The following is a 12,619-nucleotide window of genomic DNA, read 5'->3' on the forward strand; positions in this document are numbered from 1 at the left end:
GTCCGAGTCAGCCGAGGAGAGCCCATAAGGGGCGAGGGGATTGGAGCTATGGCGGTACAGAGCAACCCCGACCAGCTGGTCGGTATTCTTCGAGACACGGTTGTCGCACTGGTGCGGCGCGACGGTCCGGACCTGTCGGCACGTCAGCTCGGCGTGTTCCTGACTGTCTACCTGACCGACGGCCCGCATACCGTGCGCGGCCTGGCGGCGGAATGAACGTATCCAAGCCGGCGATCACCCGGGCGCTCGACCGCCTTGGCGAGCTGGATCTGGCGCGCCGCAAGGTGGACCCGATGGACCGCCGCAGCGTCATCGTGCAGCGGACCCTGAAGGGCACCGCCTTCCTGCGCGACATGCGCCAGATCATGTCCGAAGCCGAGACGCACCTGCACAGCGCGGGCGGCGAGGCCGGGGCGGCGAATGCCGAACCGGGCCGCGAGGCGCGCCGGGCCGGCTGAAGCGCGCCCGCCCACCCGATTGCCGGGTGGGCCGGTGCCGTGCAGGTCGCGGCCCCGGGATGGCCACCGCAAGGGGGTGGCACTTCCCAAGGCTCGTTACTTGCCGGCCGGCTCAGTAGCCCAGCGTAAAATCCACCAGGTTCTGTACCGGCCGCCCGTCCCGGGCGCGCCGGATGTTCTCCACCACCTGCGGTGCGGCGCTCTGCGGAATGGTGATGCTCGCCGCATGCGGCGTCATTATCACTGCGTGGATGCGCCCAGAAGGGGTGGTCGGACGGCAACGGCTCCGGCTCGAAGACATCCAGCGCGGCGGCGGCGATATGGCCACCGTCCAGCGCCGCCAGAAGGTCCGGCTGCACCACATGGCCACCGCGGGCGCCGTTCACCAGGAAGGCGCCGCGCGGCAGCAGCCCCAGGGTCCGCGCGTCCAGCACGCCGCGGGTGTCGGGGGTCAGCGGCAGCAGGCAGACCAGGATGTCGGTCTGCGGCAGCATGGCCGCCAGCCCGTCGGGGCCATGGAAGCCCTGGACTCCGGGGATTTCCTTCGGCCCGCGCGACCAGCCCATGACCGGGAAGCCGAGCGCCACGAGCGCCTTGGCTGCGGCGGTCGCCAAGCTCGCCGACGCCGAGGATCCGATGCGGCGCGCGGCGGTGTCGGGCGCAGGCAGCTCGTCCCAGATCCGCGCCGCCTGCTGGGCGCGGTAGTCGAGGTCCTGGCGGTGGAAGCGCAGCACGTTCAGCAGGACCCATTCGGTCATGCCGGTGGTCAGCCGCGCATCCTTGAGCCGCGCCACCGGCACGCCGGGCGGTGGCCCGGGCGGGCGCAGCAGGTGGTCGACGCCGGCGCCCATCGAGCAGATCAGCCTGAGGTTCGGGTAGGCCCGCAGTGCCGCCAGGTCCTGCGCGCCCCACATCACCACCACGTCGATCTCGGCGGGATCGGGCGCCTCGTCACGCCCGCGGATGTCGAGGCTCGGGTCGACCGCCAGCAGCGCCTGCCGCCAGGCCTCCACCGTGCTCGCCGCGGCGCTCTTGTTGGTCGCCAGCAGAATGGCCATCACTGCTCCTGCATCATGTGCCCGGTGGGCAGGGTTTCCAGCCCCTCTGGCAGGTCGCGCACCCAGGCGCGCCAGTCCTGCCGGCGCGTCGCCGCGCGTTCCGTGCCGTCCGGCAGCTTCGCATAGAGGCTCAGCACGCCCTGCGACCACCAGAAGTCGAAGTTCTTCTCGCTGGCCAGGACCATGGCGGCGGTGCGGTCGAAGACGCCGTCCTTCACCCGCGGCATGTACCTGCCCAGCCACCAGAAGCAGCCGGCCGCCAGGATCGCAGCGCCGAGATAGAAGTGCACCAGCATGGTGGCGCCGAAGGAGCCGACCAGGATCAGCGCCGGCGGCACCACGTTCTCCAGCGACTGGTAGACCGGCGTGCCCGGGCTGTTCATCTTGCGGATATGGACGCCGAGCTTGGCCTTGTCGGCATCCAGCAGCTCGCGCAGGCGCTCCAGCTCGGTCGTCACGTGCGGTGGGTCCCCTCGACCGCCCGGAGATCGAAGGCGGCGGCCATGAGGGCGCGGGTATAGGGCTGGCTGGGCGCGGCGGTAAGCCTCTCGGCATCGCCTTCCTCCACCACGCGGCCATCCTTCAGCACGACGATGCGATGGGCCAGCGCCCGCACCACCCGGAGATCGTGGCTGATGAACAGGTAGGCCAGCCGGTGCCTCGCCTGCAGCGCCCGCAGCAGCTCCACCACCTGGGCCTGGACCGAGACGTCGAGCGCGCTGGTCGGCTCGTCCAGCACCACCAGGCGGGGCTTGAGGACCAGGGCGCGGGCGATGGCGATGCGCTGGCGCTGGCCGCCGCTGAACTCGTGCGGGTAGCGGCCGGCGGCGGTGGGATCGAGCCCCACCTCCTCCAGCGCCTGGGCGACCGCCGCGTCGCGGGCGGCGCGGGTCAGGCCGGGCTCGTGCACCTCGAGCCCTTCGCCGATGATCTCGCCGGCAGACAGCCGCGGCGAGAGCGAGCCGTAGGGGTCCTGGAAGACGATCTGCATGCGCCGGCGCAGCGGCCGCATCGCGGCGCGGGAGAGCGGCTGGATGTCGCCGCCCTCGAAGCGGATGGCGCCCTCGCTGCCTTCGAGCTTCAGCAGGGCGAGGCCGAGCGTGGTCTTGCCGCTGCCGCTCTCCCCGACCAGGCCGACCGTCTCGCCTTCGCGGATCGAGAGGCTGACGCCGTCCACCGCCTTCACGGAAACCCACCGTCCGCCGCAGCAGGCCGCGCCGGATGGGGAAGTGGACCTTGATGGCGTCCCCGGCGAGGACCTGCGCGGCGCCGGCGGGCACGGCGGCGGGGCGGCCGCGCGGCTCCGTCGCCAGCAGCATGCGGGTGTAGGGGTGGCGCGGGTCGGCGAAGATCGCCGCGGTCGCGCCCTGCTCCACCGCCTCGCCGTCCTTCATCACCACCACGCGGTCGGCGTGGCGGCGGACGATCTGCAGGTCGTGGGTGATCAGCAGCATCGCCATGCCGAGGCGGCGCTTGAGGTCCTGCAGCAGCTCCAGGATCTGCGCCTGGATGGTGACGTCGAGCGCGGTCGTCGGCTCGTCGGCGATCAGCAGCTTCGGGCCGTTGGCGAGCGCCGCCGCGATCATCACGCGCTGGCGCTGCCCGCCAGAGAGCTGGTGCGGATAGGCGTTGAGACGGTCCTCGGCCTGCGGCAGGCCTGCCTGGTGCAGCAGGTGCAGCACGCGGTCACGCAGGGCTCCGCCCGACAAGGGCTGGTGGAGGGTGATCGCCTCCCCCACCTGCCGGGCGATGGTGTGGAGCGGGTTGAGCGAGGTCATCGGCTCCTGGAACACCATCCCGGCGGTGCCGCCGCGGAGGTGGCGGAGCGCGGCCTCGTCGGCCGTGAGGACATCGACGCCGTCGAGGGTAATGCGGCCGCTGGGATTGCTGCCGCTGGGCGGCAACAGGCGGAGCGCGGAGAGGGCGGTGACGGACTTGCCGCTACCTGATTCGCCGACGAGGGCCACCGTCTCCCCGGGGTCGACGTGAAATGAGACGCCGCGCACGACGGTGCGGCCGGCGAAGGCGACCGAGAGGTCCTCGACGCGGAGCAGGGTCATGCGAAGGAAAAGGCCGGGGAGAAGGTATTCTCCCCGGACACCTCATCTATTTTTGTGGGTTGGTATTCGCCGCGTGGCGGGTGACGACTCGGAGAAACAGATGAGGGGTTGGACGCATGCGTCCAACGGGGAGAATACCTTCTCCCCAATCTTCCGTCCCGTCATCGCCCGCCCCCGGCAGCTTCCGCGGATCGAAGGCGTCCCGCACCGCCTCTCCCACGAAGATCAGCAAGGTCAGCAACCCACCCAGCACCACGAAGCCGGTGAAGGCCAGCCAGGGCGCCTGCAGGTTGTTCTTGCCCTGCCCCAGCAACTCCCCGAGCGAAGGCGCGCCTGGCGGCAGGCCGAAGCCGAGGAAGTCGAGCGAGGCGAGCACGGTGACCGAGCCCGACAGGATGAAGGGCAGGAAGGTCAGCGTCGCCACCATCGCGTTCGGCAGGATGTGCCGCACCATCAGCCGCGTGTCGGACACGCCGAGGGCACGGGCGGCGCGGACATAGTCGAGGTTGCGGCCGCGCAGGGAATTCCGCCCGCACCACGCCCGTCAGCCCCATCCAGGAAAACAGCAGCAGGAAGATCAGCAGCGTCCAGAAACCCGGCTCGATGATCGAGGCCAGGATGATCAGCATGAGCAGCTGCGGCAGGCCCGACCAGATCTCGATGAAGCGCTGGAACAGCAGGTCCACCAATCCGCCATAGAAGCCCTGCACCGCCCCGGCGGCGATGCCGATGACCGAGGCGACGATGGTCAGGCTGAAGCCGAACAGGACCGAGGTGCGGAAGCCGTAGATGACGCGCGCCAGCACGTCCCGCGCCTGGTCATCTGTGCCGAGCCAATTCTGCGCCGTGGGCGGGGAGGGCGCCGGCTGCGGCAGGCCGAGCACCACCGTGTTGTAGGCGTAGGGGATGGCGGGCCAGAGGATCCAGCCGCGCGCGGCGATCTCCCGCAGCAGCTCCGGGTCGTGCCAATTGGCCTCGGTCGGCAGGCCGTCCGGGATGATGTCCTCCTCGGCATAATCGGCCAGCACGGGCACGAACCAGCGGCCGTCGATGCGGCCGACCAGCGGCCGGTCATTGGCGATGAACTCGGCGAAGAGGGTGACGACGAAGAGCGCGGCGAAGATCCAGAGCGACCAGTAGCCGCGCTTGTTGGCGCGGAAATTCGCCAGCCGGCGCTGCGTCAGCGGAGGTCATGGCTGGCTCACCGGCGCGCCTCGAAGTCGATGCGCGGGTCGACCAGCTGTATAGGCGAAGTCGCCGACGATCTGCATCACCAGGCCGAGCAGGGTGAAGATGTAGAGCGTGCCGAACATCACGGGGTAGTCGCGGCGGATCGCCGATTCGAAGCCGAGCAGGCCGAGCCCGTCGAGCGAGAAGATGATCTCCACCAGCAGCGCCCCGGTGAACAGGATGCCGATGAAGGCGGCGGGGAAGCCGGCGATGATCAGCAGCATGGCGTTGCGGAAGACGTGGCCGTAGAGCACGCGCGTCTCCCCGGCGCCCTTGGCCTTGGCCGTCACCGTGTACTGCTTGTGGATCTCCTCGAGGAAGGAGTTCTTGGTCAGCATGGTCAGCCCGGCGAAGCCGCCGATGACAAGCGCGAGGGTCGGCAGCACCATGTGCCAGGCATAGTCCAGCGCCCGGGCGGCGAAGGACGCGGCTTCCATCCCGGGCGAGAGCAGGCCGCGCAGCGGGAACCACTGCAGGAAGCTGCCGCCCGCGAACAGCACCACCAGCATGATGGCAAAGAGGAAGCCGGGGATCGCATAGCCCACCAGCACCACCGCCGATGTCCACAGGTCGAAGCGCGAGCCGTCCCGCACCGCCTTGCGGATGCCAAGCGGAATGGAGACCAGGTAGATGATCAGCGTGGACCAGAGGCCGAGCGAGATGGAGACCGGCATCTTCTCGACGATCAGCTCCGCCACCGGCTTGTCGCGGAACAGGCTGCGGCCGAGGTCGAAGCGGGCATAGCCGGACAGCATGGTCCAGAGCCTGTCCTGCCAGGGCTTGTCGAAGCCGAAGGCCCGCTCGATCTCGGCGACCACTGCCGGGTCCAGGCCGCGGGCGCCGCGGTAGCGGCTGCCCTCGCCGCTGGCGGAGGCGTCGCGCCGCTCCTGCGGCCGGGTCTCGCCCTGCGATTCGCCGGACAGCCGGCCGAGCGTGCTGCCGGCATTGCCCTTGATCTCGGCCAGCATCTGCTCGACCGGGCCGCCCGGGGCGATTGCGTGACGGCGAAGCTGATCAGGATGATGCCGAGCAGCGTCGGCACCACCAGGGCCAGGCGACGGAGGAGATAGGCCCCCATCCTAGGGCTTCGATTGCTGCGCTTCGCGCTTGCCCTGTTCGACCGCGCCGACCCGGTCCGGCTCGATCCACCAGCTGTCGATCGCCAGGTTGTAGCGGGGTTGCGCCCGGGACGGCCGAGCTTGTCCCAGTAGGCCACTCGGAAGGTGCGGCTGTGCCATTGCGGGATCATGTAGTCGTGCCAGAGCAGCACGCGGTCCAGCGCCCGGGTGCGGGCGACCAGCTCGGCCCGGTCGGGGGCGGCGCGATCAGCAGCTCGACCAGCGCATCGACCACCGGGTCGCAGATGCCCGACAGGTTCTGGCTGCCCGGCTTCTGCGCCTCGGCGCAGGTCCAGAAGTCGCGCTGCTCGTTGCCCGGCGAGAGGGATTGCGGCGCGCCGCCGACCGTCATGTCGTAGTCGAAGGCGTCGGTCCGCACCTCGTACTGCGCCGGGTCGGATGGTCCGCACGCGGGGCTCCATCCCCAGCCGCTGCAGGGTCTGCACATAGGGCAGGGCGATGCGCTCGAAGCTCGGCCCGTTCAGCAGGATCTCGAAGGCGAAGGGCTCGCCCTTCGCGTTGACCAGCTTGCGGTCCTTCACCACCCAGCCGGCCTGGCGCAGCAGGTCGAGCGCGCGGCGCAGGCCTTCGCGGTTATTGCCGGAGCCGTCGGTGACCGGCAGCTTGTATTCCTCGGTGAAGAGCCGGTCGGGCACCTTGCCGCGGTACTGCTCCAGGATCTCCAGCTCGCGCCCCTGCGGCAGGCCGCTCGAGGCCAGCTCGGAATTCGAGAAGTAGGAGGTCGTGCGGGTGTAGCTGCCGTAGAACAGGTTGGCGTTCATCCACTCGAAGTCGAAGACCTCGATCAGCGCGCGGCGGACGCGGGCATCCTGGAACAGCGGGCGGCGCAGGTTCACCGCGAAGGCCTGCATCCCCGTCGGCCGTTCGTGGCGGATCTCGTCGCGCTTCACCAGGCCCTTGCGCACCGCCGGGAAGTCGTAGGCGGTGGCCCATTCCTTGGCGATGTTCTCGGTGCGGAAGTCGATCTGCCCGGCCTTGAAGGCCTCCAGCGCGACCGTCGGGTCGCGGAAGTACTCGTAGCGGATGGTACCGGCATTCGCCGTGCCGCGCATCGTCGGCAGGTCGCGGCCCCAGTAGTCCTCCACCCGCCGATAGACCAGGCTGCGGCCGGACCTCGAAGCGCTCCAGCCGGTAGGGGCCTGAGCCGAGCGGGATTTCCTGCAGCGGCTTGGCGAAGTCGCGCCCTTCCCACCAATGCTTCGGCAGCACGGTGAGCTGGCCGAGGATCAGCGGCAGCTCGCGGTTCTCGTTGGTCTTGAAGCGGAAGACCACGCGGCGCGGGCCTTCGGCCACGGCCTCGGCCACGTCGGCATAGTAGGAACGGTAGGTCGGCCGGCCCTGCGTCCGCAGCGTCTCGAAGGTCCAGACCACGTCGGCCGCGGTCACCGGCCGGCCGTCGTGCCACTTCGCCGCCGGGTTCAGCTCGAAGGCCACCCAGTGTTGGTCGGCGGGCAGGTCGATGCGCTGGGCGAGGTGGACGTATTCGGTGCTCGGCTCGTCGTCGCTGTCGCGCAGCAGGGTGTCCCAGATACGGTTCAGGCCGACCGCCGCGGTGCCGCGCAGGATGAATGGGTTGAAGCTGTCGAAGCTGCCGAGGCCGTGCAGCACCAGCTCCCCGCCCTTCGGCGCGTTCGGGTTCACCCAGGGCCAGTGCGGGAAGTCGGCGGGCAGCGCCGGCTCGCCCAGCAGGGCGAGCGCATGGGTGCGGGTGACGCCGTCCGGCCCCGGGGTGCCGGCCGGCGTGGCGGCGCGGGCAGGGCGGCCGCGGAGGAGCGCGGGAAGGGCGAGGCCAAGGGTCGGCCCGATGGCCAGCAGGTCGCGGCGTTGCATCCCCGCAGGATGGGGGCTCGGGGCGGCGGCGACAACCTTTGCCGGCGCCGGCCGGCGGCCGGGCCCGGCTCAGCCCAGGCCGATCCAGTCCGGCCTGGAATAGACCACATAGGCGGCGCCGGCGAAGAGCCCGCCGGCATTGATGTCAGCCTCGGCCCCCACCAGGATTTCCGGCCGGCCGTCACCGTTCAGGTCCGGCAGCCAGTCCACCGCGCCGCCGAGCCCGGCATACTGGCCCTCGCCCATCAGCTTGATGCCGCCATGGCCCTGCGCCACCTCCGAGAGCAGGACCGGGGTGCCGTCCAGCTTGCCCCAGACGATGTAGAGCGCGCCGGAGTTCAGCCCGTTCTGGTCGTTGCCGGCCGCCCCGACCAGGATGTCCGGCAGCCCGTCGCCGTTCAGGTCCGGCACGCCGATGATGTTGCGGTAGCCGGGCTGGTCGTAGGGATTCTCGCCGATGATCTTGAACCCGGCGCTGGTGCCGGCATTGCCGGCGGCGATGGCGGCCAGGTCGATCGCCGCGGTGCCGGCCTGCGACATGACCAGGTAGGCGGCGCCGGCGGCATCGAGGCCGAAGGCCGAGACCAGCAGCTTCGGCCGGCCGTCGCCGTTCATGTCGGCCATGGCGGAGACGCCGTAGCCGAGGCCGCCGGCGCGCTCCCCGTCGATGACGTAGCCGCCCTGGCCGGCGGCGATGTCGGGCAGGTCGACGGTGGCGGCGTCGGTCTTGCCGAAGACGACATAGACCCGCTCCTCGCCCGGCGCACCGATCGCCATGTCGACCAGCCCGTCGCCGTTCTGGTCGCCGATCGCCGCGAGCGTGGAGCCGGCGCGGCCGTCGAAGCCGAAGCCGCGGATCCGGTAGCCGAGGGCGCTGGCACCGTCGATGTCGCCCAGCGTCACGTCGGCGCTGTCCGCCTTGCCCCAGACCACCCAGGCCGCGCCCCCTTGTAGGTGAGGTCGCCGATATCCGGCGCGCCGACCAGCAGGTCGTCCTTCCCGTCGCCGTTGAGGTCGCCGAGCGCGGCGACGGCATAGCCGGCATATTCCTGGTCCTGGCTGCCGAGGATCAGGTAGCCGTTGCCGCCGGGCGACCCCAGCGGCACCGGCCCGGCGGCATTGCCGCCGAAATAGACCGCGACGGCGCCGGCATCGGCGGCAGTGTAGTCGTAGGGGAACTCCATATTGCCGGATCGGGGTCGAAGAAGGCGTAGGCACCGTGCACCGAAACGTCGTGATGCGTGGCGCCGAGCGCGATGTCGGGGAGGCCGTCGCCGTTCACGTCGCCGGCGGCGCGGATGGGCGCGCCGGCATTGTCGCCATCCGCCATGCCGTCGAGCCGGAAGCCGAGCGCGCCGCCAAGCGCGCCGAGCGACAGGTCGCTGCCCCGCGCCGTGCCGTAGACCACGAAGGCGCCGCCGGAATCGCCGGCCGGGGTGTCCAGCCCGGGCACGCCGACCAGGATCTCCGCCAGCCCGTCGCCATTGCGGTCGGCGATGGCGGCGACCGAGCCGCCGGCCAGGTCGAAGGGCGCCGTGCCGGTGATCTTGAAGCCGTCGCCGCGCGCGGCGAGGCCGGCGATGCTGGCGGCGGCGGGGCCGGCGATGGGCCCGTCGGCCGCGCCGTCGATCGTCACCACGATCTCCTGGCGCGCCGTGCCGTCGGCCGACAGCACGGTCAGCCGGTCCGCCACCTGCTGCCCGGCCGCCAGCGCCTGCACCGCGGCGGAGGCATTGTCGAGCGTGTAGCTCCAGGCGCCGGTCGCGGCGTCGAAGCCGAAGCTGCCGTAGTCGCCGGCGAGCGAGGCGGGGTCGCGGAAGCCGGCCTGTCCCTGGTCGGGATCGTGCACCAGCAGCTGCCCACCTGCGGTCAGCGTGCCGTCCTCCGCCACCGTGCCGGTGGCCGTGCCGTCGATGCTCGCCGGGTCGTCGGCGCCCTGGATGGTGATGGTCACCGCCGCGGTGCCGGTGCCGTCGGCGGAGGCGACGAGGAAGCCGTCCGTCACCTGCTCGCCGGCGACCAGCGACTGCACCAGGGAGGGGGTGAGGAGGTAGGACCAGAAGCCGGTGGCGTCGATCGAGAAGCTGCCGTAGCGGCCGCTGCCGGCGGGCGGCTGGAAGCCGGAATCGCCATGGTCGGGATCGTCGTTCAGCAATTGGCCGTAGACGATCTGGGGACCGTCCTCGGTGATCGTGCGGGCGGTGTCGCCGCTGAGATGCGCGGCGTCGTTGGCGCCGGTGATGCTGACCGTGACGGTGGCATGGGCCGAGCCGTCCTGCGAGTGCAGGTCGAGCGTGTCGGTCGCCACCTCCCCCGCCGCGAGCCGCTGCACGAGCGCCGAGGCGTTGTCGAGCGCATAGCCCCAGCTCCCGGTCGCCCGGTCGAAGGTGAAGCTGCCGTAGCTGCCCATCTGCCAGTTGAAGCGGGCGGGGTCGGCATGGTCCTCGCCGCGGTCGGGATCGAGCACGGCGATCCGGCCGGCGGCGGCGGTGGTGCCGTCCTCCGTCACCGCCGCCGCCAGGTCGCCGGTGATCCGCGCCGCGTCCGGCGCGCCCTGGATGGTGACCAGGATCGTGCTGGTGGCGGTGCCGTCGAGCGAGGTGAGGACCAGGCTGTCGGTCCGCGTGTCGCTGCCGGTGAGGCCCTGGACCTGGGCGGCGGCGTTGTCGAGCGCATAGGTCCAGGCGTTGGTGGCGGGGTCGAAGGTGAAGCTGCCATAGTCGCCGAGCAGCGAGGCGGGCGGCTGGAAGCCGGCCTCCCCGGCATCGCCGTCGTAGACGAAGAGGGTGCCGGCGGCGGCGGTGCTGCCATCCTCGGCCACGGCGCCATAGGCATTGTCGGCGACGGCGTGGTCGTTGCTGCCGGCGATGGTGACGGTGATCGCCTGGCTGGCGCTGCCGTCCAGCGAATGGAGGGTGATCGCGTCGGTCACGGTCTGGCCGGCGCCGAGGCCCTGCACCGCCGCCAGCCCGTTCGAGAGAATGTAGCTCCAGCCACCGCTGGCCTGGTCGATGCTGAAGCTGCCGTAGCGGGCGAAGAGCGTGCCGGCCTCGGCGAGCCTCGCCTCCCCGGCATCCGGGTCGATGACGGTGAGCTGGCCCGAGGCGACGATGCCGGCATCCTCCGTCACGCTGCCCGTGGCGGTGCCGGTAATCCGGGCCGCATCGGCCGCGGCGGCCAGGGCCAGGGTGACGCTGCCGGTCGCGGTGCGGCCGACCGAGTCGCGCAGCGTGTAGCTGAAGCTGTCGGTACCGTTGACGTCGGCGGCCGGGGTGTAGGTGAAGGCGCCGTTCGCCTGCAGCAGGACGCTGCCGCCGCGCGCCGTGACGATGGTGTCGGCGAGCACGCTCAGCCCGCCCGCCTCGCTGGCATCGTTCGCCAGCAGGCCCTGGGCGGCGGTGACCGACAGCACCGCGTCCTCGGTCCCGGCATAGGCATCGGCGCCGGCGACCATCGGCGCCAGGACGTCGGCCACCGTCTTCACCGCGCCGTCGAGCCGCACCATGGCGCCGTCCACGTCGTGCAGCTCGAGCCGCAGGATGCTGGAGACGAAGGCGGCGCTGAAATCGGCGGCGGCGAGGTAATTGTCCAGGCGGACGAACTCGGCCTTCACCGCGGCGGTCATCTGGGCGCTGGTGGTGCTGTAGTAGAGCGTGTCGTTGCCGAGGCCGCCATAGATGGTGTCGCGGTCGCTGGCGAGGGTGCTGAGCGTGCCGCTGAGCGTCAGGAAGAAGCCGTCATCCCCGTCGCCGCCGACCATCAGGTCGCCTTCGGTGCCGCCATCGAAGCGGTCGTTGCCCCGGCCGCCGAGCAGCGTGTCGTTGCCGCCATAGCCGCGCAGCACCGCGACGTCCCGGGAGCCGACCGCGGAGGCTCCAGCAGGTCGTTCCCGGCGCCGCCGTCGAAGATGAACTGGGTCACGCGGGCACCTCGCCGGTTGCGGGATGGATGGAGTGTTTGCTAACCGTCCGTGATTGGGATCGGTTCGGTTCCATCCGTCAAGCAATCAGGGGGTGCCGGTCTGCGGGCATGATACCACCGACGGGCATTCTCAGTCGCCGAGCAGCCCCACCGCCTCGGCCAGCATCGCCGCGTCGCCCAGCGCCAGGACGCGCCCGTCGCCGCCGAGCCTCAGCGGCCTGCCGTCCCAGCCAGTGACCCGCCCGCCGGCGCCCTCCACCACGGGGACGATCGCCGCCCAGTCCCAGGGTTTCATCGTCGCCTCGCAGACCAGGTCCACCAGGCCGAGCGCCAGCAGCCCATAGGCATAGCAGTCGCCGCCCCAGGTCACCCGGCGGGCGGCGCCGCGCCGCCGCTCGAAGCCCGGCGATCGCCCGGCTCGAACATGTCGGGGCTGGTGCAGGACAGCTCGGCATTCCCGATGCTGGGGCAGGGCCGGCAGCGCGGCGTGCCGCCCAAGGGCGCGGTGAAGCGGGTCGGCTGGCCCTGGATGCCCAGCCAGCCGTTCGCCGGTGACCGGCTGGTCGATCATCCCGAGCACGGGGACGCCGCGGTGCAGCAGGCCGATCAGCGTACCGAAGAGCGGCCGTCCGGTGACGAAGGCCCGCGTCCCGTCGATCGGGTCGAGCACCCAGAGGTATTCCGCATCGGCCCGCTCCGGCCCGTATTCCTCGCCCCAGATGCCGTGGCCGGGGAAGCGGGCGCCGAGCAGGGCGCGCATCGCCAGCTCGGCCCCGCGGTCGGCTTCGGTCACCGGGCTGGCATCGCCCTTGGAATCGACCAGGAGCTGGGAGCGGAAGAGCGGGCGGATGATGGCGCCGGCCGCCTCGGCCGCGGCCTCCGCCGCCTCGATGAATTCCTGCATCCCCTGGCCCCCGTTTGCG

10 protein-coding genes and 5 pseudogenes are annotated in these 12,619 nt (G+C 71.3%); 1 reads left to right on the forward strand and 14 read right to left on the reverse strand.

All coding sequences use genetic code 11. The features are described 5' to 3' along the window. Nucleotides 1–48 precede the first annotated feature (48 nt). Nucleotides 49–458 (forward strand): annotated as a pseudogene (locus ACQ86J_RS22545) (MarR family transcriptional regulator). 305 nt (nucleotides 459–763) lie between these two features. Here ACQ86J_RS22545 and ACQ86J_RS22550 read toward each other — a convergent pair. The 14 genes and pseudogenes from ACQ86J_RS22550 to ACQ86J_RS22615 form a co-directional block, all read right to left on the reverse strand. Beyond that, nucleotides 764–1,516: pseudogene (locus tag ACQ86J_RS22550) on the reverse strand (NAD(P)-dependent oxidoreductase); the annotation flags it as partial. Beyond that, a complete protein-coding gene (locus ACQ86J_RS22555; protein ID WP_431272732.1) occupies nucleotides 1,516–1,974 on the reverse strand; it encodes a hypothetical protein in 459 nt (152 codons plus the stop codon). The gene ACQ86J_RS22555 and the pseudogene ACQ86J_RS22550, both read right to left, overlap by 1 nt. Continuing rightward, nucleotides 1,971–2,702, reverse strand: a complete 732-nt coding sequence (locus ACQ86J_RS22560) for an ATP-binding cassette domain-containing protein (RefSeq protein ID WP_431267297.1) — start codon at nucleotides 2,700–2,702, stop codon at nucleotides 1,971–1,973. The genes ACQ86J_RS22555 and ACQ86J_RS22560 overlap by 4 nt, the downstream gene beginning before the upstream one ends. 400 nt (nucleotides 2,703–3,102) lie before the next feature. Further along, nucleotides 3,103–3,576: pseudogene (locus tag ACQ86J_RS22565) on the reverse strand (ATP-binding cassette domain-containing protein); the annotation flags it as partial. 46 nt (nucleotides 3,577–3,622) lie between these two features. Continuing rightward, nucleotides 3,623–4,048, reverse strand: coding sequence for an ABC transporter permease subunit (locus ACQ86J_RS22570; RefSeq protein ID WP_431267298.1), 426 nt, complete (start codon nucleotides 4,046–4,048; stop codon nucleotides 3,623–3,625). A 718-nt stretch (nucleotides 4,049–4,766) separates the two neighbouring features. After that, nucleotides 4,767–5,774 (reverse strand): microcin C ABC transporter permease YejB, encoded by a 1,008-nt coding sequence (locus ACQ86J_RS22575; protein ID WP_431267299.1) that lies wholly within the window; start codon nucleotides 5,772–5,774, stop codon nucleotides 4,767–4,769. 111 nt (nucleotides 5,775–5,885) lie between these two features. Next, nucleotides 5,886–6,044 carry a hypothetical protein gene (locus ACQ86J_RS22580; protein WP_431272733.1) on the reverse strand — a complete coding sequence of 53 codons (159 nt, stop codon included), beginning with the start codon at nucleotides 6,042–6,044 and terminating at the stop codon, nucleotides 5,886–5,888. 7 nt (nucleotides 6,045–6,051) lie between these two features. Beyond that, a complete protein-coding gene (locus ACQ86J_RS22585) occupies nucleotides 6,052–6,303 on the reverse strand; it encodes a hypothetical protein (protein WP_431272734.1) in 252 nt (83 codons plus the stop codon). Between the two features lie 70 nt (nucleotides 6,304–6,373). After that, nucleotides 6,374–6,997: pseudogene (locus ACQ86J_RS22590) on the reverse strand (ABC transporter substrate-binding protein); the annotation flags it as partial. 121 nt (nucleotides 6,998–7,118) lie between these two features. After that, nucleotides 7,119–7,775: pseudogene (locus ACQ86J_RS22595) on the reverse strand (ABC transporter substrate-binding protein); the annotation flags it as partial. Between the two features lie 69 nt (nucleotides 7,776–7,844). Then, entirely contained in the window at nucleotides 7,845–8,708 is an 864-nt protein-coding gene (locus ACQ86J_RS22600) for an FG-GAP-like repeat-containing protein (protein WP_431267300.1), read from the reverse strand. Beyond that, the gene (locus tag ACQ86J_RS22605) at nucleotides 8,675–8,881 is read right to left on the reverse strand and encodes an integrin alpha (protein ID WP_431267301.1); all 207 of its coding nucleotides are present in this window, start codon (nucleotides 8,879–8,881) and stop codon (nucleotides 8,675–8,677) included. Before ACQ86J_RS22605 ends, ACQ86J_RS22600 begins: the two co-directional genes overlap by 34 nt. After that, a complete protein-coding gene (locus ACQ86J_RS22610; protein ID WP_431267302.1) occupies nucleotides 8,845–11,619 on the reverse strand; it encodes a VCBS domain-containing protein in 2,775 nt (924 codons plus the stop codon). The genes ACQ86J_RS22605 and ACQ86J_RS22610 overlap by 37 nt, the downstream gene beginning before the upstream one ends. A gap of 207 nt (nucleotides 11,620–11,826) precedes the next feature. Then, a complete protein-coding gene (locus ACQ86J_RS22615) occupies nucleotides 11,827–12,600 on the reverse strand; it encodes an inositol monophosphatase family protein (protein ID WP_431267303.1) in 774 nt (257 codons plus the stop codon). Between the last annotated feature and the right edge of the window lie 19 nt (nucleotides 12,601–12,619).

It is taken from the genome of Dankookia sp. P2 (genome assembly GCF_050632255.1).
Taxonomy (GTDB): Bacteria; Pseudomonadota; Alphaproteobacteria; order Acetobacterales; family Acetobacteraceae; genus Paracraurococcus.